The following is a 19219-nucleotide window of genomic DNA, read 5'->3' as shown; positions in this document are numbered from 1 at the left end:
GCGATGGCCGACGACCTGCTGACGATCGCCGACACCACTTTCACCTCCCGCCTGATCATGGGCACCGGCGGGGCGCCCAGCCTGGAGGTCCTGGAGCAGGCGCTGCGCGTCTCGGGCACCGAGCTGACCACGGTGGCGATGCGCCGGGTCAAGGCCGACACCCAGGGCTCGGTGCTGGACGTGCTGGTCCGCAACGGCATCCGGATCCTGCCCAACACGGCCGGCTGCTTCACCGCGGGCGAGGCGGTGCTGACCGCCCGGCTGGCCCGCGAGGCGCTCGGCACCGACTGGGTGAAGCTGGAGGTGATCGCCGACGAGCGGACCCTGCTGCCGGATCCGATCGAACTCCTGGACGCCGCCGAGACGCTGGTGGACGAGGGCTTCACCGTGCTCCCCTACACCAACGACGACCCGGTGCTGGCCCGCAAGCTGGAGGACGTCGGCTGCGCGGCGATCATGCCGCTGGGCTCGCCGATCGGCTCGGGCCTGGGCATCCGCAACCCGCACAACTTCCAGCTGATCGTGGCGGGCGCGGGCGTCCCGGTGATCCTGGACGCCGGCGCGGGCACCGCCTCGGACGTGGCGCTCGCGATGGAACTGGGCTGCTCGGCGGTGATGCTGGCCTCGGCCGTGACCCGCGCGCAGGACCCGGTGCTGATGGCGGACGCGATGCGCCGGGCCGCTGAGGCCGGGCGGCTGGCCCACCGGGCCGGGCGGATCCCGCGCCGCTTCCACGCCGAGGCCTCCTCGACGATGGCCGGGCGCGCCGACCTGGACCACCGGGAGCGGCCCGCCTTCTGACGGCCCGTCCGGCACCGTTCGCCCGCACTGATGACCAACCGTCGTATTGAATTATGACGGCCAGGTCATCCAACCGTGTTCTGTCCGCCCCTACACTCCTCTGGTGGACACGACCTTGAACGATCCTCCGCCTTCCGCTTGGGGGGACCCCCATCTCGGGACGCTGCTCGACGGCCGCTACCGGGTCGAGGAGCGCATCGCGGTGGGGGGCATGGCCACGGTCTACCGGGGCACCGACACCCGGCTCGACCGGGTGCTCGCGCTCAAGGTGATGCACCCCGCGCTGGCCGGGGACGCCGGGTTCACCGACCGCTTCATCCGGGAGGCCAAGGCCGTCGCCCGGCTCTCCCACCCCAACGTGGTCAACGTCTTCGACCAGGGCGCGGACGGCGGCTCGGTCTTCCTGGCCATGGAGTACGTGCCCGGGCGGACCCTGCGCGACCTGCTGAGCGACCGCGGCGCGCTCTCGGTGCGGGCCGCGCTCGACGTGCTGGAGCCGGTGCTGGCCGCGCTGGGCGCCGCGCACCGGGCCAACCTGGTGCACCGGGACGTCAAGCCGGAGAACGTGCTGATCACCGACGGCGGCCTGGTCAAGGTCGCCGACTTCGGCCTGGTCCGGCTGCTCTCCGGCGCGGACGCCCAGATCACCGACACCACCACGCCCGGTGTGATCATGGGCACGGTCTCGTACCTGGCCCCCGAGCAGATCCAACCCTCCAGCGCCACCGACCAGCGGGTGGACGTCTACGCGGCCGGCATCATGCTCTACGAGCTGCTGACCGGCAGCAAGCCCTACGTCGGCGACAACCCGCTGCAGGTGATCTACCGCCACCTGCACGAGGACGTGCCGGCGCCCTCGCTCGCCGTGCCGGGACTGGCCCCGGAGCTGGACGCGATCGTCGCCGCCGCCACCGCCCGCGACCCCGGGGCCCGGCCGTGGGACGCGGTCGAGCTGCTGGCCGCGGTGCAGCGGGCCCGGCGCGCCCTCACGCCCGCCCAGCTGGACGCCGAGCCGCCCGCCTCCACCCGGCAGGCCCCGCGCTTCTCGTCGGCCGACGCGACCTCGGTGCTGGACCTGTCGGCGCCGCCCGCCCCGGCGGTGGAGCGCACCAGCGTCTTCACCGCGCCGCCGGAGTCGCTGATCACCCGGCCGCGCCCCTACCACGAGCCCACCCCGCCGCGCCGCGGACGGTCGCCGCGCTCCCGGCGCGGGCTGGTCTGGGGCGTGGTCCTCACGGTGCTGGCGCTGGTGGTCGCCGGGGTCAGCTACCTGCTCTCCGGCGCCGTCTACGCCACGGTGCCCAGCGTGCTCGGCCAGAACCAGGCGCAGGCCGTCGGCACCCTGGACGGCGCCGGGCTGCGCGGCAGCTTCGTCCAGGTGTTCAGCGAGACGGTGCCCGCCGGCCAGGTGATCAGCAGCGACCCCGGCGTGGGGCAGCGGGCCCGCAAGAGCGACGCGATCAAGATCACCGTCTCCAAGGGGCCGGAGCGGATCGCGGTGCCCGACGTCACCGGCAAGCCGCTCGACCAGGCCCAGCAGCAGCTCACCGCCGCCCGGCTGACCCCCGGCGGCACCACCCAGGACTACAGCCCGACCGTGCCGCAGGGCTCGGTGATCTCCACCGACCCGGCCGCCGGGCAGCAGCTGGCGGTGAACACGCCGGTCGCGCTGGTGGTCAGCCAGGGACCGGAGCCGGTGAGCGTGCCGAACACCACCGGGCAGCCGGTGGCCGCCGCGCAGAGCGCGCTGACCGGCGCCGGGTTCAAGGTGGCGCTGGCCGGCGACCAGAGCTACTCGGACACCGTGCCGGCCGGCTCGGTCGCCGCGCAGGACGTCACCGGCACCGCCTCACCCGGCAGCACGGTGACCCTCACCCTCTCCAAGGGGCCGCAGCCGGTGGCCGTGCCCTCGGTGACCGGGATGAGCGAGTCGGACGCCACCAAGGCGCTGACCGGGGCCGGGTTCAAGGTGAAGAGCAGCGGGATCAACTTCTTCGGGCTGAGCGACGTCTCCGGGCAGAGCCCGCAGGCGGGCACCATGCTGCCGAAGGGGTCGACGGTCACCATCAACTTCTGAGCCGGGCGGCGGCTTCTGGGGCGGCGGTTTCCAGGGCGGCGGCTCTGGGGCGGCGGTTTCCGCGGCAGCGGTCCACCCCGCCGGGCGGGCGCTCAGCGCAGCGGGCCGTCGCCCGGCTCCTCCTGGTAGGAGTAGCGCTGCTCGGCCCACGGGTCGGCGCGGTTGTGGTAACCGCGCTCCTCCCAGAAGCCGCGCCGGTCGGCCCGCATGTACTCCACCGCGCGCACCCACTTGGGGCCCTTCCAGGCGTAGACGCCGGGGACGACCAGCCGGACCGGGAAGCCGTGCTCGGCGGTCAGCGGCTCGCCGTCGTGGTGGGTGGCGAAGACGGCGCGCGGGTCGGCGAAGCGGTCCAGGGGCAGGTTGGCGCTGTAGCCGTACTCGGCCCAGACCATCACATGGGTGACCCCGGAGGCCGGCGGTACCAGGTCGAGCACCGTGCTGGCGGCCACTCCGCTCCACTCGCTGTCGAGCATCGAGAACCGGGTCACGCAGTGCAGGTCGGCGCGCACGGTGAGCCGCGGCAACCGGTGGAAGCCCTCGTGGTCCCAGCTGTGCTTCTCGGCCGAGGCGGTCGCCCCGAAGACCTGGAAGTCCCAGGTCAGCGGCTTGAAGCGGGGGACGGGGCCGTAGTGCAGGACCGGCCAGCCGCGCTGCGGGCGCTGACCCGGTGGGAGCCTCGGGTCAGCCTGCGGCGGTGGTTCTTGTTCGGACTGACCCATGACTCCATGGTGACAGACGGCGCACGGAGCCAGCTGAGCGCCCCTCACCGTGATCGCGCGCCCCGCCGAGCGGATCAATCGGCTTGAAAGCGGCTAATCCGACACATTTGCGAGTGAGTGTGAACTTACTGGATATACCACCCGTAGTGGTGCCAGGATGCGTCCAATTGGTTCCCGAGCGAGGCAGGAAGGCACGCCATGAAGGGCGATCCCGAGGTCATCGAGTTCCTCAACGAGCAACTCACCGCCGAGCTGACGGCGATCAACCAGTACTTCCTGCACGCCAAGATGCAGGAGAACTTCGGCTGGACGAAGCTCGCCAAATACACCCGGCACGAGTCCTTCGACGAGATGAAGCACGCCGAGATCCTCACCGACCGGATCCTCTTCCTGGACGGGCTGCCCAACTACCAGCGCCTCTTCCACGTCCGGATCGGCCAGACGGTCAAGGAGATGTTCGAGGCCGACCGGCAGGTGGAGGTCGAGGCCATCGACCGGCTGCGCCGGGGCATCGTGGTGATGCGGGCCAAGAACGACGTCACCTCGGCGAACATCTTCGAGGCGATCCTGGCCGACGAGGAGCACCACATCGACTACCTCGACACCCAGCTCGAACTGGTGGAGAAGCTCGGCGAGGCGCTCTACATCGCCCAGCTGATCGAGCAGCCGGAGAGCTAGGTCCGGCGCTTCAGGCGCACGGCCCGCGGTTCAGGCACACGGCCCGCGGTTCAGGCGCTCCGGCGCAGCAGGGTCAGCGGCTCGATCGGCCGGTTGGCCGGCAGTTCCTCGACGCCCGGATCGGCCAGCCCCAGCTTGGCGGCCAGCCGGGCCGTAGGGCACGGGCGGCCGCCGTGCTCGCCCAGCAGCGCCTGGATCCGCCGCACGCAGGAGCCGCAGTCGGTTCCGGCCTTGCAGCCCTGGGCTATCTGGCGCGGGGAGTTGGCACCGCTGTCGATCGCCTGCCTGACCTGGTCCTCGGTGACCGCATGGCACATGCACACGTACATCGTGGCCTCTCCCAGGGGTCTCCGGTGCCTTTGAGCTAAGCCTTACCTTACCTGTCCTTCCGCGCACGAAGAAGGCCCTGCCCCCGTCGCGGGGGCAGGGCCTTCGTCACACTCGCCGGGGCCGGTCGGTCGACGCGCCCGCCACCGGCCGGTCGCTCTCAGTGCCCGCGGTACATCTCCGCGACCAGGAACGCCAGGTCCAGCGACTGGCTGCGGTTGAGCCGCGGGTCGCAGGCCGTCTCGTAGCGCTGGTGCAGGTCGTCGACCAGCACCTCGTCGCCGCCGCCGACACACTCGGTGACGTCGTCGCCGGTCAGCTCCACGTGGATGCCGCCCGGGTGGGTGCCCAGCGCGCGGTGCACCTCGAAGAAGCCCTTGACCTCGTCCAGCACGTCGTCGAACCGGCGGGTCTTGTGCCCGGTCTCGGCCTCGAAGGTGTTGCCGTGCATCGGGTCGCAGATCCAGACCGGCTGCGCGCCCGAGGCGGTGACCTTCTCCACCAGCGCGGGCAGGTGGTCGCGGACCTTGCCCGCCCCCATCCGGGTGATGAAGGTGAGCCGGCCCGGCTCGCGCTCGGGGTCGAGCCGCTCGATCAGGGTCAGCGCCTCGTCCACCGTGGTGGTGGGGCCGAGCTTGACGCCGATCGGGTTGCGGATCCGGGACGCGAACTCGATGTGCGCGCCGTCCAGCTGCCGGGTCCGCTCGCCGATCCAGACCATGTGGCCCGAGACGTCGTAGAGGTCGCCGGTGCGCGAGTCCACCCGGGTCAGCGCGGTCTCGTAGTCGAGCACCAGCGCCTCGTGCGAGGAGAAGAACTCGACGGTCTTGAACTCCTCCGGCGCGACCCCGCAGGCCTGCATGAAGCTCAGCGCGTTGTCGATCTCCTTGGCCAGCCGCTCGTAGCGCTGGCCGGCCGGCGAGTTGCGCACGAAGTCCTGGTTCCAGGCGTGCACCTGGCGCAGGTCGGCGTAGCCACCGGTGGTGAAGGCGCGCACCAGGTTGAGCGTGGCGGCGGAGGCGTTGTACATCCGCTTGAGCCGCTCGGGGTCGGGCCGGCGGGACTCGGGGGTGAACTCGAAGCCGTTCACCGAGTCGCCGCGGTAGACCGGCAGGGTGACGCCGTCGCGGGTCTCGGTGGGCTTGGAGCGGGGCTTGGAGTACTGCCCGGCGATCCGGCCGACCTTGACCACCGGCACCGAGGCGGCGTACGTCAGCACGGCCGCCATCTGCAGCAGGGTCTTCAGCTTGTTGCGGATCTGCTCGGCGGAGACACCGTCGAAGGCCTCGGCGCAGTCGCCGCCCTGCAGCAGGAACGCCTCACCACGCGCGACGGCAGCGAGCCGGGCGCGCAGCTGGTCGCACTCGCCGGCGAAGACCAGCGGCGGATAGGAGGCGAGGTCCGCCAGAGCGGTGCGCAGCGCCTCACGGTCCGGCCAGTCAGGCTGCTGCGCCGCGGGCAGGGATTGCCAGGAGTGGTGATTTGTCACGGTCACGGTGCCAAGGCTACGGGGTGTGACAACCGATTTGTGCCCGCCTTCCGATGGGTGAGACACCGGACGGACATTTCCGCGGCGCGCGTTCACTCCGGTGGGCGATCGGCTACTGTCGCTTCCATGCACGCGCCGCGCACCTTTTCCTGGTGGTGGGCCAACCCTCGGGTCGGCCCCCCGCTCGCGCGTCCCTGACGACTCGACGGCCGCCCCACCGGGGCGGCCGTCGTCGTACGCAGCAGACGGCCTTCCCGGCAGAGCGGACCCGAACCCGCCCCCTCCCGGAAAGACGCCGAACATGCCCGGTACCAGCGCCGCAGCCCTGCTCGCCCGCCTGACCGCCCCCGACGCCCCCGCGTTCGCCGTCCTGCACCGCCGCACCCCGCGGCTGACCCCGGACACCGTGGAGGTGCTGATCGGCGAGGTGGGCCACTACGACACGCTCGCCGAGCTGCCGCTGCCCACCGGCGCCCCCGCCGACGGGCGCCCGCGCCACGACCTGCTCGCCCTGATCCCCTACCGGCAGATCCGCGAGCGCGGCTTCGAGGCGCACGACGACGGCACCCCGCTGCAAGCGCTGCGGGTGGCCGAGCAGCACACGCTGCCGCTGGCGCAGGTGCTGGCCGCGCTGCCGCGGCTGCCGGTCACCCTGAGCGGAGGCCGCTTCGACATCGACGACGAGCGGTACGCCGAGATCGTCCGGCAGGTGATCGCGGAGGAGATCGGGCGCGGCGAGGGCGCCAACTTCGTGATCCGGCGCGACTTCCACGGCACCCTGGCGGACTTCTCCCCCGCGCTCGCGCTCAGCCTCTTCCACCGGCTGCTGGCGCAGGAGCGCGGGGCGTACTGGACGTTCGTGGTGCACACCGGCGAGCGTCTTGCCGGAGGCGAGCCGGGTCGCTGCCTGGTGGGCGCCTCGCCGGAGGTGCACGTGCGGCAGAGCGGCGGCACGGTCGTGATGAACCCGATCTCCGGCACCTACCGCTATCCGGCCACCGGTCCCACCCTGGACTCGCTGCTCGACTTCCTGCACGACCCCAAGGAGCTGGAGGAGCTCACCATGGTGGTCGACGAGGAACTGAAGATGATGTGCACGGTCGGTGACCTGGGCGGCCAGGTGCTCGGCCCGCGCCTCAAGGAGATGGCACACCTCGCGCACACCGAGTACGAGCTGCGCGGCCGCACCTCGCTGGACGTCCGCGAGGTGCTCAAGGAGACCATGTTCGCCGCCACCGTGACCGGCAGCCCGGTGCAGAACGCGACCCGGGTGATCCGCCGCTACGAGCGCAGCGGCCGTGGCTACTACTCGGGCGCGCTCGCGCTGATCGGCCGCTCGGCCAGCGGCGGCCAGCAGCTGGACTCGCCGATCTGCATCCGCACCGCCGACATCGACCCGGCCACCGGCCACCTGGTGGTCCGGGTCGGCGCGACCCTGGTGCGGCACTCCGACCCGGCCGGCGAGGTGGCCGAGACGCACGCCAAGGCGGCCGGGGTGCTGGCCGCGATCGGCGCCCGCCCGGCCGCGCCCGGCGCCGGCGAGCGCGGCGGCGCGCCCCGGCTGGCCGACGACCACCGGGTGCAGGCCGCGCTGGACGGGCGCCGGGCCGACCTGGCCCCGTTCTGGCTGCGGATGCAGCAGCCGGTGGCCGTCAGCCAGCCGCTGGAGACCCTGGTGGTGGACGGCGAGGACACCTTCACCGCGATGCTGGCCCACCTGCTGCGAGCGCTCGGCCACCAGGTCACGGTGCGGCGCTACGACACCCCGGGGCTGCGCGAGCTGGTCGCCGCGCACCCGGGTCCGCTGGTGCTGGGCCCGGGTCCGGGGGACCCGGCGGACGCGGCCGACCCGAAGATGGCGGTGCTGCGCCCGATCGTCGCCGAGGCGCTGGCGGCGGCACAGGCGGGCACCCGGACCGCACCGCTGCTCGCGGTCTGCCTGAGCCACCAACTGCTCAGCGCTGAGCTGGGGTTGGGGCTGCGCCGCAAGGCCGAGGTCTACCAGGGCGCGCAGGAGACGGTCGACCTGTTCGGCGCCGCACGGACGGTCGGCTTCTACAACACCTTCACCGCCTACTGCTCGGACGCCGACGCCGCCCGACTGGCCACCGAGGGCGTGGAGGTGGCCCGCGACCCGCTCACCGGCGACGTCCACGGCCTGCGCGGCACCGGCTTCGCGAGCCTGCAGTTCCACCCCGAGTCGGTGCTGACCAGGGACGGCGTGGACATCGTCGCCGAACTGCTGCGCGCCGCCGCCGTCCCGGCCGCCCGCTGAACGGCGTGGAGCCCCCGGCCAGTTACCGGGGGCTCCACGTCAGTGCGCACTCAGCGGTCGAACTCGCCGCCCTTGGCACCGTCCAGGAACGCGTCCCACTCCGCCGGAGTGAAGACGAGCACCGGGCCGCGCCCGTGCTGCTTGCTGTCCCGCATGGCCACGACGCCGTCGAGGACGGCGACCTCGACGCACTCGCCGTTGCCCTGGCTCTTCTTGGCCTTCCGCCACACGGCACGGGTCAGGTCGACGCTGCCCATGCCCTGCTCTTGCTTGGTGGTACTCAAAGCTCCGTCACCAGTTTTCTGATCAGCGCCCGCGTGTGATCGACGCTGAGCGCGCTCGCTCTCAGGACGTCGAACGTCTTCGTGAAGCGCTCTACCTCGCCCTCACGATCGAGGTAGGGATCAGCGTTGCCCTCCACGTACAACACGGCGGGGTCGGCCGGATCCTGGTAGCGCAGGATGACGAACGGCCCCACCAGTGTCCCAGGGTGGCCACCGGCTGAGAACGGGATGACCTGCATCAGGACGCTGGGCAACTCGGTCAGCTTCAGCAGTTGCTCCAGCTGCTCCCGCATGACCACCGGCCCGCCCACCATCCGGCGCAGCGCGGACTCGTCCAGCACGGCCCGCACCTCCATGGGAGACGGACGGGTCAGGATCGCCTGCCGGGCGATCCTGACCTCGACGCGCTGCTCCAGCGCCTCTTCAGTCATCCCGGGCACCGTCGACTTGTTGATGACCTCGGCGTACTTCTCCGTCTGGAACAGGCCTGGAACGACGTGCTGGTAGGTCAACATCTCCGACGCCTCGGCCTCAAGGCCGATGTACGTCGAGTACGGGATGTCCGAGTAGAGCTGCCACCAGCCCTTCTTCCGGGCTTCCTTGGTCAGGACGGTGAGCTCGTCCCGGCGTGACTGGTCGCCAACGCCGTACAGGTCGAGCAGCTTCACCACATCGGCGAGCGTCGGCGCGATGTGTCCGCGCTCAATGCGGGACAACTTGGAGGCGGCCCACTTGAGGCGGCGGGCCGTCTCATCGCCCTTGAGGCCCTTGGCCTCGCGGACCGCTCGAAGTTCCAGGCCGAGACGCCTGCGTCGCACAACGGGACTTGATGGTGTCACAGCGATCATTCTCCACCCCACGGGAGCCGCGTTTCAATCGAACAAGCAATTGCTATTTCGCCAGACATTGCGCTGACGGACTGTCATGCCCCACGCTCATGCAGCGCAAGGCTTCCCGTGATCAGGGAGTTACCCACTGTGATGACGCTGCCCGCGCCCGAGACCGTCTACCTCAACCTCTCCTGCCGCCTCACCGAGGTGCCACTCGCCCGCCACCACACTCGCGACACGCTCGCCGGATGGGGCCTGGGTGAGGACGCGACCGACCGGCTGGAGCTGCTGGTCTCCGAACTCGCCAGCAACGCAATCAAGTTCGCCGACTGCGACCAGGGCCTCGCACACCGGCAGTGCCCGATCCTGGGGCTCCACCTGCACGCGGACCACGTCCAGATCACCGTCTGGGACCGCCTGACGACGGTGCCACCGCGCCGCCAGCCACAGGACGACACGGCAGAAGGCGGCCGGGGCCTGCTGCTCGTCGAGCTGCTCAGTGACGCGTGGGGGCACTGTTCCGTGCCGACCGGCGGCAAGATCATCTGGTGCGAGGTCGCACGTGCCTGACGCGACCACGGGCTACTACACCCGCTACCGGTCGACCCTGGCCACGGTCGGCGGGCCTTCGACCGTCGAAGCCCAGCACGACACGCCGGAGCAGGCCGCGCGGTGGACACGGCGGATCCTGCGCGCGGTCGTACCGCTCGTCAGCCCCAAGTGCCGCAGGGACTTGCACGCTTGGCTCGGCGATGCCGAAGCGCTCGCCTGGGAGGTCAAGCGGCTCGGCGAGGGCGAGACGGTCGAGTGGCGGTTCCTGCTGCACGGCGGGGCCGGGCGTCTGGAAGCCGGACCGCTGGCCGGGCCCGGCGATCTCCCCGACGGCATGGTCCGGACGATTCGTCAGTCTCCGTCCCCTGAAGCCGAGTAGCCCGCGCCATCGCCCGACGGCTACTCCCTCAGCGCACCCCATCGCCGCCGTGGACTCACCTCACGGAGTCCCGGGCCGCTCGCTCCGGCGATGGGGTGCTCATCCTCCCCCATTCGGCAGAGGTCGACCGGGTCGACTTCTACCACCCACCCCCATCAGCTCAGCTCGTCGTCCAAACCGCGCTCTATCGCGTACCGCACCAGCTCGACCCGGTTGTGCAGTTGCAGCTTGCCGAGCGTGTTCTGCACGTGGTTCTGCACCGTGCGGTGCGAGAGCACCAGCCGGTCCGCGATCTGACGGTACGACAGGCCCTTGGCCACCATCCGCAGCACCTCGGTCTCCCGCGCCGTCAACTGCGGCACCGGCGGGCCCGGGGCAGGGGTCGGGTCGGCGGCCAGCCGGCGGAACTCGCCGAGCACGAGGCCGGCCAGCCCCGGGGTGAAGACCGCGTCGCCGGCGGCCGTGCGCCGCACCGCGTCGAGCAGTTCCTCGCGTCCGGCCGACTTCACCAGGTACCCCAGCGCGCCGGCCTTCACCGCCTCCAGGACGTCCGCGTGCTCCCCGCTCGCGGAGAGCACCAGCACCCGCAGGCCCGGGTCGCGGGCCAGCACCTGGCGGCAGACCTCGGCCCCGGGCAGCACCGGCAGGTGCAGGTCGAGCAGCAGCACCTGCGGCCCGGTCGCGGCCGCCCGGCGCACCGCCTCCGCGCCGTCCCCGGCGGTGGCGACCACCTCGAAGCCCGCGTCGGTCAGGTCCCGGGCGACCGCCTCCCGCCACATCGGGTGGTCGTCCACCACCATCACCCGCAGCCGCTCGCCCGCCATCAGCCCTCCCCCGCCCTCGGCACCGTCAACTCGACCTCGACGCCTTCACCCGGCGTCGAGCTGAACTCCGCCGTGCCGCCCAGATCGCGCAGCCGACCCTCGATCGACTGGGCCACCCCGAGCCGCCCGTCCTGACGGGCCTCGGCGAGCCGCCCCGCTGGGAGGCCCGGGCCGTCGTCGCGGATCGAGACGGTCACCGCCGCCGGCTCGTCCTCCAGCAGGATCCAGGCCCGCGCCTGCGGACCGGCGTGCCGCCGGACGTTGTCCACGGCCGCGCCGACGGCGGCCGCGAGTTGTTCGGCCGCGTCACCCGGCAGCAGCACCGGGGTGCCCGGGGCCGCGACGGTGATCCGCTCGTCGGCGTACCGGGCGAGCAGCTCACGCAGGTCGCGCCGGTCCCGGCGGGCCTGCGCCGGGAGCGGAGCGCTCGTCATGAGCGTGCGCAGCGCCCGCTCCTGTTCGCCCGCCAGCCGTCCCAGCCGCTCGTCCACCGCACCGGCCTGACGCTGCACCAGCGCCAGCACCTGCAACACGCCGTCGTGGATGTCCCGGGAGAGCCGCTCCCGCTCGCGGGTCGCCGCGTCCACCCGCAGCGCCTCGCTCAGCGTGGCCTCGCTCGCCCGGGCCAGCTCCATCACGTAGCCGATGGCGCAGCCGACCAGCAGCAGCACCACGCAGTTGTGGACGTTGTCCAGGGTCAGGCCGCCGTGCCCGGCGATGTTGGCGGCCCCGATCAGCACCCCCGACGCCGCCGCGAGCCGCCAGCCCCCCTTGCCCGCGAACCCGAGCACCGTGCCGGCCGCCCAGATCGTCGGCAGTGTCACGGCGGCGGCCGCGATCCGCTGCGGGGTGTCGACATATCCACTGAGCAGCACACCGGTGATCGCCATGGCCAGGTCGACGCCCAGCATCGGCCAGCCGCAGCGGGCCGGGTTGCCGAAGGCGCGCGAGGTGGCCAGCGTCCAGAGCACCAGGGCGCCCAGGTAGATCCAGCCGGCCACCGGGTGGCGGACGTGCAGGTAGGCCAGGTCGAACCGGATCAGCGCGTAGGCCAGGGCGACCAGCCTGAACCAGCTGATCGCCCGCCAGAGCGGCAGCTCCACCGACATCCCGCCGGCCGCCGCCACCGCGCTCGGGCCACCGCCCGGCACCGCCATCGCTCTCCCCCGGTTCCGCACCGCGCCGCACCGCCCCGCACCGCCGGCCGGCCGGCCCAAGAGCCTGTCCGACCCCAAAGCTGTCGGAACCCTATGAGCCGTCCGACCCTAGGAGTCGCCCGGCTCCTTGTCGGCCGGCTTCCCGGCCGCCTGCTCGCCCTCGGCCGCCTCGGCGGCTGCCTTCTCGGCGGCCTGCTTCTCCTTCTCGGCGGCCTTCTCCGCGGCTCGCTCCGCGCGCTGCTCGGCCCGGCGCTCGGCGTCCGCCCGCTTCTTGTCGTCGGCGATCTGCCGCTTGGCGGCGGTCGCGTAGATGTCCACGTACTCCTGGCCGGAGAGCCGCATGATCTCGTACATCACCTCGTCGGTGACCGAGCGCAGGATGAAGCGGTCGTTCTCCATGCCCTGGTAGCGGGAGAAGTCCAGCGGGCGGCCGATCCGGATGCCGGGGCGGATGCCGAAGTTGGGCACCACCTGGCCGGGCGGCTGCACCTTCTCGGTGTCGATCATCGCCACCGGGATCACCGGCGCGCCGGTCTGCAGCGCGACCCGGGCCAGGCCGCCGACCTTGCCGCGGTAGAGCTTGCCGTCGGGCGAGCGGGTGCCCTCGGGGTAGACGCCGAACAGCTCGCCCTGGTCGATCACCGCGATCGCGCTGCGGATCGCCGCCTCGCCGGCCCCGCGCACCCCCGAGCGGTCCACCGGGAGCTGGCCGACGCCCTTGAAGAAGGCGGCGGTCAGCTTTCCCTTCAGGCCCGGAGTGTTGAAGTACTCCGCCTTGGCGATGAAGGTCACCCGACGCTTCATCAGGGCAGGTAGGAAGAAGGAGTCCGAGAACGACAGGTGGTTGCTCGCGATGATCGCGGGACCCTCGTCCGGGATGTTCTCCGCACCTTCCATCCACGGCCGGAAGAAGATCCGCAGCATCGGCGCGACGATCATCTTCATCAGTCGGTAGAACAACCCGGACCTCCTGTATTGCAGACCGGTCGATCCTAATGCCCCGGCGACCCCCTCGACGCACCGGTGCCGCGGCGCCGCGCCTACCGGGAGGTCTGTACGCCCCGCCGACCCCGTGCAACGATGGCCGCGGCCCTCCCCTTCCGCGAAGGAGTCCCCTGGATGCCGCCGCTGCCCGGTGCCGAACCCTTCCACCATCGCGGTGGCCCGATCGGCGTGCTGCTCTGCCATGGCTTCACCGGCTCCCCGCAGGGCCTGCGCCCGTGGGCCGAGCACCTCGCCGCCGCCGGCCTGACCGTCTCGCTGCCGCTGCTGCCCGGCCACGGCACCCGCTGGCAGGACCTGCAGGTGACCCGTTGGGAGGACTGGTACGCCGAGGTCAGCCGCGAACTGCTGCTGCTCGCCGAGGAGTGCGAGCGGGTCTTCGTCTTCGGCCTCTCGATGGGCGGCGCGCTCACCCTGCGGCTGGCCGCCGACCACCCGGACCTGGTGGCCGGCGTGGTACTGGTCAACCCCTCGGTGCGCTCGGACAACCCGGCCACCGCGCTGCTCCCGGTCCTCCGCCACCTGCTGCCCAGCCTGCCGGGCATCAGCGGGGACATCGCGCTGCCCGGGGCCACCGAGCTCGGCTACGACCGCATCCCGCTGCACGCCGCCTGGTCCCTGGCCAAGCTCTGGCGCACCGTCCAGCAGGCCCTGCCGCAGGTCGGCCAGCCCGTGCTGCTGCTGCGCAGCCCGCAGGACCACGTGGTCTCGCCGGCGAACTCCGCTCTGGTCCGCGCCCGGATATCCTCGGTCGATGTGACGGAGCGGCTCTGCGAGCGCAGCTACCACGTCGCGACCCTGGACCACGACGCCGAACTGATCTTCGAGGAGTCCCTCGGGTTCGTCCGCCGGCTGACCGGGGTCACGCAGGGCACCGAGGCCACCGACCAGCGGGGCTGAGGGCCACCAGGACCGAAGGGCCGGCAGTGCACGAGCACGAGAACAACACGGCGGGCGACGACGAGGAGCGCCCCCAGGAGAGCGAGCAGCGCCCCGCCCCCCGCCCCGGGAGCCAGGCCGAGCAGGACGCGATCTTCGCGGCGCTGGTGGCGCAGTTCGACGACCCGGTGGACCTCAACCGCCCGGACTGGCCCGAGATCGAGAACCTGCGCGCCAGGACCACCATCGCCCCCTCCGTCACCCCGGCCGCTCCCGGCCCCCGCGACTGGGACGCCGCCGAGGACCCCGACGAGGGCCACTACATCCCGCCCGAGCCGCCGCCCCTGCCCACCGGCGACACCACCGCCAAGTTCGCCTGGATCGCCGTCCTCGGCGGCCCCGCCCTGCTCCTCTTCGACGCCCTGGTCTGGGGCGAGGTCTCCGGCTGGCCCGCCTGGGTCGGCCTCACCGCCTTCCTCGGCGGCTTCACCACCCTGGTCGCCCGCATGAAGGACCGCGACCCCGACGAGCCCCACGACCCGCACGGCGGCGCGGTGGTGTGAGGCGCAGCCGCTCAGGGCCGCAACTCCTGGATCGGCGGGCAGAGTTCACGGAACTTGGCCCGGGTCTCCGCGTCGGTCGAGTAGAGCAAGGTGCCGAGCATCCCACGGGTCAGCAGCACTCGATAGGTGTTGCGGATCATCGCGTCGACGTCGACATCGCGCCCTCTCCTGGTGAACACCGGGTCCTTGGACGCGGTCCGGTCCACCTGCCACCGATCGGCCCGCCAGACGAGGTCTGGCCCGAAGATCACACCGTTCCAGTCGTACTCCATGCCCTGGGTGGTGTAGACGGAGCCGATCTGGCCGAAGCCCCTGGGATCGGTCGCCCAGGCGGCGGCCGGGGGCGCGTCACCGACCGCCCGGTCACCCGCCACGTTCCACGGCCGCGCCCAGTCCCCGATCACCACGTCGGCGGGCAGCGGCTGCCCGGGCCGGACGCCGGTGTGCCAGGGCCAGCAGAACCCCGCTGTCAGTCGGGCCGAACGGCCGGCCGCCATTTCCGCCGCCAGGAATTCCTCCATCTCCTGCGGTGACTCCACCGCACCGAGCCGGTACCTGCCGTCGGGCACCCAGGCGCGCCGTTCGCCCGGGGTGGGGTCGAGCAGCCCGGAAACCCAATCCGGATACTCCTCGCTGCCGTTCCCCCGGAAGACCTCACCCAATTCGACAATCGTGCAAGGAATTCCGAGCCGGGCGGCTTCGCCCAGCAATTCCCGCAGGGTGCCGATCTCGCCCGGCCTGACGCTCTGCCGCTCGTCGAGCAGGAAGACGCTGACCCTGGCAGCCTCCATGATCTCGCCGATCTGGCTCCTCCCGGTGCGGTCCGCCGCTCGGGTGTAGCGATTGGCGGACGTCTCGCGCAGCCGGTGCGCCTCGTCGCAGATCAACACGTCGACCGAATTCCGCTCGGCACCGGCGAAGCTGTTGAAATACCGGAACAGCCCCGCTCCTCGCGCTCCGCCGATCGACTTCCGCAAGGCCGTCGTGAGCACCTTCGACCCGGTGGCGTGCAGGGCCACCGTGCCCGCCCGGGAGAGCTCCCCCAGCAGCGACAGAGCCACGACGCTCTTCCCGGTCCCCGCCCCGCCAGTGATCACTACCGCGCGCTTGCCCCCCTCCGACCGGGTACGTGCCACTGCCGCCAACACCGCGTCGTGGGCGATCCGCTGCTCGGCGAGCAGCACGAACTGCTCGTTCTCGCGGACCTCGGCGCGGGCCGCCGCGATCAGCGGCCTCGGCTCGGACAGCTCCGCCGCCACGAGCTGGTCGGCGGCGAAGGCACCGGAGACCGGCGCCAGTCGGCTCCGGAGGAATGCCACCAGTTCCGGATGCCGCTGCGGCGTGAACACCCTGATGCGGTCATCCGCCGAGGCCTCCGGCGCGCCGCCGGGGCGGGCCCCCGCCTGGTAGACCAGCCCGGCGACCCGCTCGGGGTGATCCCGCAAGCCGCTGTTGGTCGACACCAGGTAGTCGCAGTAGCTCCGGAGCTGCGCGGTGGCCCCCGGCCCACCCCCTCGCTCGACCTCGAAGACGAGGTAGGACGGCGCTCCCGTCTCCGGGTGGATTCCGGCGACCAGCAGGTCGAGCCGCCTCGCCGTACCGGGCATCCGGTATTCGGCGAACACCTCGACCTGCCCGAGCCCGGCGTCGACGAGCAGTTCGAGCAGCTGTGACACAGGTGCCCGCTCGGAGGCCGGCTTCGTACGCGCGGGCCGGCGTTCCGCCGGCCCGCCCACCGAGGCCGCCACCTCCCGCTCCACGACACCGAATTCGGTGTCGGCCACCGCTCCGGCCGCGGAATTACGGTAGGACACTGGTTCTCCCGGGATGCAAGGCGCTCAGCGCCGGACGGCCGTCACTTCCGCAACGCTTTCAGAATAGCGGGCAGTTGGGCCGGCTCGGATTTGGCGAGCGCCTGGAGCACGATCCGCTCGTAGGATCGCTCGTGGACGATGAATCGAATCGTGACGCCGACGTTCCGGGCGATGACACCCGCGGTGGTCGCGATTTCGGCGGTGGACAGGAAATTGAGCACAGCGCGTCCTCGTGAGACTGGCCCCGTGCGTGAGGCTGAGCCCGGTCGGGCTTCCGCGACCGAGTGCTCCCCCCGAGCACGAAGATCCGGCAGGTGGATTTCCGTGGTCAGAGACTCGGGAATGCGGGCGACGCGGCCGTGCCGGACCGCGGCTGCGGGTCCGAGCGACGTGCCGGCGGGCTACCGGTACCGGAAAACGAGAAGGCCCCGGAATCACCGGGGCCGGCGCACTGGGGCAGGCGCGAAGAAGACATGCGTGAACTCCGATACGGGTGTGGGCATGTCCACCGAAGTGGAAGCCCGGAGGGCCGTAGAGCGAACGAACATACCAGCCGCCGAGGCCGTCCGTACAGGCTGGTGACGGTCAGGCCGACGGTGCAGCTGCCATCGGCCGGGCGGCCGCACCCACCCGGACCGGGGCGGTGACGCCGGCTCAGGAGGCGGCCGGCACCCGCAGCACCGCCACCACCGGCAGGTGGTCGGTGGCCGCCAGCAGCTCCGCCACCGGCAGCGGCGGCACCCCGCAGGAGAGCACCTCGATCCCGGGCGAGGCGAAGACGGCGTCCAGCCGCTGCAGCGGGTCCCCCGGGCGCGAGGTGTACTCGCCGCCCCAGGGCTTGGTGGCCCAGCCGTCCTGGTAGCGCTCGGCCAGCGCACCCCAGCCCGGATCCTCCGGGTGCTCGTTGAAGTCCCCGGCGATCACCGAGTGTTCGCGGATCGCCGCCTGCTCGCGCAGCAGCTCGAACTGCTGCACCCGCTCCGGTCCGATGAAGCTCAGGTGGCAGCTGGTCAGCGCGAACGGCACCGCGCGCCCCAGCCGCACCACCGACGTGGCGAAGCCGCGCGCGTGCCAGCCGCGGTGCTTGGGGAGCAGCAGGTCGTGCCGACTCACCACCTGGACCCGCAGCCCGCCGAGCAGCAGCGGACCGGCCGCCGTGCGCCCCCCACCCGAGAGGACCACGGTGCCGGTGCGGCGCGCCAGCCAGGCCGCCTGGCCCTCGGGGCGCCAGTAGCGCGGCGACTCCTGCACGCAGACCAGATCCGGCTCGCAGGCCCGGATCACCCGCACCAGCGCCGCGCGGTCGTCGCGCTGCGAGCGGATGTTGTAGCTCAGCACGCGGACCAGTTCGGCACCGTCGGGCTGCGGACCGGAGGGCGGCAGATCGAGGCTCACCCCGGACACGCTACCGGCTCCGCCGAGGCGGAGCCGGTAGTACCCGCGACCAGTGCCCGGCCGGGGCCGACGCACCATCAGTTCTCAGCGCGTGCGCGCCAGATCGCCCGCGCCGACGATGCCGGCCGAGGAACCCATCGAGGCCAGCACCACCTCGGCGCGCGGCCGGTGCACCCCGCCGGTCAGGTACTTCTCGAAGTCCTTGGCCACCGGGTCGAGCAGCAACCGCCCGGAGTCCGAGACGCCGCCGCCGAGCACGAAGACGCCCGGGTCGAAGAGCGCGGCCAGGTCGGCCATGCCGCGGCCCAGCCAGTCGGCCAACTCGGCGTAGCACTCCAGCGCCAGCGGGTCGCCCTCCTCGGCGGCCTCGGTGATGTGGATGCCGCGCAGGGTCTCGGCCACCCCCTCGTTCAGCGCCAGCATCCGCTTGCCGCGCACCTGGTCGGCCGCGGCCTTCTCCCGGCCGTAACGGCGCAGCGCCCGCCCGGAGGCGTACTGCTCCCAGCAGCCCTTGCCACCGCAGCCGCAGAGCAGGCCGTCCGGAACCATGTTGAGGTGCCCGATCTCGCCGGCCACGCCGAACCGGCCGCGGTGCAGCCGCCCGTCCAGCACGATGCCGCCGCCGATGCCGGTGCCGACGGTGATCAGCACCATGTCGTTGTGCTCGGCCGCCGCGCCGAAGCGGAACTCGGCCCAGGCCGCGCAGTTGGCGTCGTTCTCCACCACCGTGTCGAGGCCGGTCAGCTCTTCGATCCGGCCGCGCAGCGGCTCGTTCTCCCAGGCGATGTTGGGCGCGAAGATCACCGTGGAGCGGTCGCGGTCCACGAAGCCGGGCGCGCCCACGCCCACCGCGGTGACCTCGGCGAACTGCTCCTTGAGGTCGCGCACGGCCTGGGCGATCGCATCGACCGCCCACTGCGGGTCGGCCGGGGTGGGAACCCGGGTCCGGGCCAGGATCTCGCCGTTCTCGTCGACCACGCCGGCCGCGATCTTGGTGCCGCCGACGTCGACGCCGATGGTCAGAGCCATGTGTCCCTCAGTCATTCGCTCGTGCCCGATGGGCGGAACGGTACCCGCCCGGCCGTGCTCCCGTACACATCTGGCCATACATTATCCGAAGACAAGGTTGCGGAAGCCCGGCCGGAAGACTTCAAAAGTCGTACGATTCGCG

At 72.1% G+C, this 19219-nt stretch carries 20 protein-coding genes; 8 read left to right on the top strand and 12 right to left on the bottom strand.

All coding sequences use genetic code 11. The features are described from left to right. Window positions 1–3 precede the first annotated feature (3 nt). Together OG455_RS29420 and pknB are read left to right on the top strand one after the other, a co-directional pair. Window positions 4–801 carry a thiazole synthase gene (locus OG455_RS29420; protein WP_266298840.1) on the top strand — a complete coding sequence of 266 codons (798 nt, stop codon included), beginning with the start codon at window positions 4–6 and terminating at the stop codon, window positions 799–801. A gap of 103 nt (window positions 802–904) precedes the next feature. Beyond that, a complete protein-coding gene (gene pknB, locus OG455_RS29415) occupies window positions 905–2878 on the top strand; it encodes a Stk1 family PASTA domain-containing Ser/Thr kinase (RefSeq protein WP_266298838.1) in 1974 nt (657 codons plus the stop codon). 92 nt (window positions 2879–2970) lie between these two features. On the opposite strand, the gene OG455_RS29410 is transcribed toward pknB, so the two are convergent. Further along, window positions 2971–3600 carry a molybdopterin-dependent oxidoreductase gene (locus OG455_RS29410; protein WP_266298836.1) on the bottom strand — a complete coding sequence of 210 codons (630 nt, stop codon included), beginning with the start codon at window positions 3598–3600 and terminating at the stop codon, window positions 2971–2973. Window positions 3601–3798: 198 nt separating this feature from the next. Here OG455_RS29410 and bfr point away from each other — a divergent pair, with 198 nt between their 5' ends. After that, on the top strand, window positions 3799–4278 hold the full coding sequence (gene bfr, locus OG455_RS29405; RefSeq protein ID WP_266298834.1) for a bacterioferritin: 480 nt from the start codon (window positions 3799–3801) through the stop codon (window positions 4276–4278). Window positions 4279–4328: 50 nt separating this feature from the next. Here the strand turns inward: bfr and OG455_RS29400 are convergent, their stop codons facing one another. Both OG455_RS29400 and OG455_RS29395 read right to left on the bottom strand, forming a co-directional pair. Beyond that, a complete protein-coding gene (locus OG455_RS29400; RefSeq protein WP_266298832.1) occupies window positions 4329–4607 on the bottom strand; it encodes a bacterioferritin-associated ferredoxin in 279 nt (92 codons plus the stop codon). A gap of 158 nt (window positions 4608–4765) precedes the next feature. Then, window positions 4766–6100, bottom strand: coding sequence for a class II 3-deoxy-7-phosphoheptulonate synthase (locus OG455_RS29395; RefSeq protein WP_266298830.1), 1335 nt, complete (start codon window positions 6098–6100; stop codon window positions 4766–4768). A gap of 295 nt (window positions 6101–6395) precedes the next feature. Between OG455_RS29395 and OG455_RS29390 the strand changes: the two genes are divergently transcribed. Continuing rightward, window positions 6396–8369 carry an anthranilate synthase family protein gene (locus tag OG455_RS29390; RefSeq protein WP_266298828.1) on the top strand — a complete coding sequence of 658 codons (1974 nt, stop codon included), beginning with the start codon at window positions 6396–6398 and terminating at the stop codon, window positions 8367–8369. A gap of 50 nt (window positions 8370–8419) precedes the next feature. Here the strand turns inward: OG455_RS29390 and OG455_RS29385 are convergent, their stop codons facing one another. Together OG455_RS29385 and OG455_RS29380 are read right to left on the bottom strand one after the other, a co-directional pair. Further along, on the bottom strand, window positions 8420–8626 hold the full coding sequence (locus OG455_RS29385; protein ID WP_266300996.1) for a DUF397 domain-containing protein: 207 nt from the start codon (window positions 8624–8626) through the stop codon (window positions 8420–8422). A gap of 23 nt (window positions 8627–8649) precedes the next feature. Then, window positions 8650–9471: a helix-turn-helix transcriptional regulator gene (locus tag OG455_RS29380; protein ID WP_266298826.1), complete on the bottom strand. Its 822-nt coding sequence runs from the start codon at window positions 9469–9471 to the stop codon at window positions 8650–8652. Between the two features lie 162 nt (window positions 9472–9633). Here OG455_RS29380 and OG455_RS29375 point away from each other — a divergent pair, with 162 nt between their 5' ends. Both OG455_RS29375 and OG455_RS29370 read left to right on the top strand, forming a co-directional pair. Continuing rightward, entirely contained in the window at window positions 9634–10053 is a 420-nt protein-coding gene (locus OG455_RS29375) for an ATP-binding protein (protein WP_266298824.1), read from the top strand. Further along, window positions 10046–10414, top strand: coding sequence for a hypothetical protein (locus OG455_RS29370; RefSeq protein ID WP_266298822.1), 369 nt, complete (start codon window positions 10046–10048; stop codon window positions 10412–10414). Before OG455_RS29375 ends, OG455_RS29370 begins: the two co-directional genes overlap by 8 nt. A 155-nt stretch (window positions 10415–10569) precedes the next feature. On the opposite strand, the gene OG455_RS29365 is transcribed toward OG455_RS29370, so the two are convergent. The 3 genes from OG455_RS29365 to OG455_RS29355 all read right to left on the bottom strand — a co-directional run bounded on the left by OG455_RS29365 (window position 10570) and on the right by OG455_RS29355 (window position 13340). After that, complete coding sequence (locus OG455_RS29365) at window positions 10570–11238, bottom strand: response regulator transcription factor (RefSeq protein WP_266298820.1); 669 nt, start codon at window positions 11236–11238, stop codon at window positions 10570–10572. Then, complete coding sequence (gene macS, locus OG455_RS29360) at window positions 11238–12395, bottom strand: MacS family sensor histidine kinase (RefSeq protein ID WP_368082114.1); 1158 nt, start codon at window positions 12393–12395, stop codon at window positions 11238–11240. The genes OG455_RS29365 and macS overlap by 1 nt, the downstream gene beginning before the upstream one ends. A 108-nt stretch (window positions 12396–12503) precedes the next feature. Continuing rightward, window positions 12504–13340: a 1-acyl-sn-glycerol-3-phosphate acyltransferase gene (locus OG455_RS29355; protein ID WP_266300994.1), complete on the bottom strand. Its 837-nt coding sequence runs from the start codon at window positions 13338–13340 to the stop codon at window positions 12504–12506. A 174-nt stretch (window positions 13341–13514) separates the two neighbouring features. Between OG455_RS29355 and OG455_RS29350 the strand changes: the two genes are divergently transcribed. Next, a complete protein-coding gene (locus tag OG455_RS29350; RefSeq protein WP_266298818.1) occupies window positions 13515–14297 on the top strand; it encodes a carboxylesterase in 783 nt (260 codons plus the stop codon). Between the two features lie 26 nt (window positions 14298–14323). Continuing rightward, a complete protein-coding gene (locus tag OG455_RS29345; protein WP_266298816.1) occupies window positions 14324–14839 on the top strand; it encodes a hypothetical protein in 516 nt (171 codons plus the stop codon). Between the two features lie 11 nt (window positions 14840–14850). Here the strand turns inward: OG455_RS29345 and OG455_RS29340 are convergent, their stop codons facing one another. From OG455_RS29340 to OG455_RS29325, 4 genes are all read right to left on the bottom strand, one after another. Further along, a complete protein-coding gene (locus OG455_RS29340; RefSeq protein WP_266298814.1) occupies window positions 14851–16653 on the bottom strand; it encodes a DUF2075 domain-containing protein in 1803 nt (600 codons plus the stop codon). Between the two features lie 41 nt (window positions 16654–16694). Then, window positions 16695–16874: a hypothetical protein gene (locus OG455_RS29335; protein ID WP_266298812.1), complete on the bottom strand. Its 180-nt coding sequence runs from the start codon at window positions 16872–16874 to the stop codon at window positions 16695–16697. Between the two features lie 433 nt (window positions 16875–17307). Further along, complete coding sequence (locus OG455_RS29330) at window positions 17308–18048, bottom strand: endonuclease/exonuclease/phosphatase family protein (RefSeq protein WP_266298810.1); 741 nt, start codon at window positions 18046–18048, stop codon at window positions 17308–17310. Between the two features lie 84 nt (window positions 18049–18132). After that, window positions 18133–19077: an ROK family glucokinase gene (locus OG455_RS29325; protein ID WP_266298808.1), complete on the bottom strand. Its 945-nt coding sequence runs from the start codon at window positions 19075–19077 to the stop codon at window positions 18133–18135. Between the last annotated feature and the right edge of the window lie 142 nt (window positions 19078–19219).

The sequence above is a fragment of the Kitasatospora sp. NBC_01287 genome (assembly GCF_026340565.1).
Taxonomy (GTDB): Bacteria; Actinomycetota; Actinomycetes; order Streptomycetales; family Streptomycetaceae; genus Kitasatospora.
Note: the sequence above shows the minus strand (reverse complement) of the source record. Positions and strands in the feature narration are given on the sequence as shown.

Coding starts and splice junctions, on each gene's coding strand:
- OG455_RS29325 (WP_266298808.1), bottom strand. CDS start 19,077: ATGGCTCTGACCATCGGCGTCGACGTCGGCGGCACCAAGATCGCGGCC.
- OG455_RS29390 (WP_266298828.1), top strand. CDS start 6,396: ATGCCCGGTACCAGCGCCGCAGCCCTGCTCGCCCGCCTGACCGCCCCC.
- OG455_RS29385 (WP_266300996.1), bottom strand. CDS start 8,626: ATGGGCAGCGTCGACCTGACCCGTGCCGTGTGGCGGAAGGCCAAGAAG.
- bfr (WP_266298834.1), top strand. CDS start 3,799: ATGAAGGGCGATCCCGAGGTCATCGAGTTCCTCAACGAGCAACTCACC.
- OG455_RS29365 (WP_266298820.1), bottom strand. CDS start 11,238: ATGGCGGGCGAGCGGCTGCGGGTGATGGTGGTGGACGACCACCCGATG.
- OG455_RS29400 (WP_266298832.1), bottom strand. CDS start 4,607: ATGTACGTGTGCATGTGCCATGCGGTCACCGAGGACCAGGTCAGGCAG.
- OG455_RS29410 (WP_266298836.1), bottom strand. CDS start 3,600: ATGGGTCAGTCCGAACAAGAACCACCGCCGCAGGCTGACCCGAGGCTC.
- OG455_RS29350 (WP_266298818.1), top strand. CDS start 13,515: ATGCCGCCGCTGCCCGGTGCCGAACCCTTCCACCATCGCGGTGGCCCG.
- macS (WP_368082114.1), bottom strand. CDS start 12,395: ATGGCGGTGCCGGGCGGTGGCCCGAGCGCGGTGGCGGCGGCCGGCGGG.
- OG455_RS29420 (WP_266298840.1), top strand. CDS start 4: ATGGCCGACGACCTGCTGACGATCGCCGACACCACTTTCACCTCCCGC.
- OG455_RS29375 (WP_266298824.1), top strand. CDS start 9,634: ATGACGCTGCCCGCGCCCGAGACCGTCTACCTCAACCTCTCCTGCCGC.
- OG455_RS29355 (WP_266300994.1), bottom strand. CDS start 13,340: ATGAAGATGATCGTCGCGCCGATGCTGCGGATCTTCTTCCGGCCGTGG.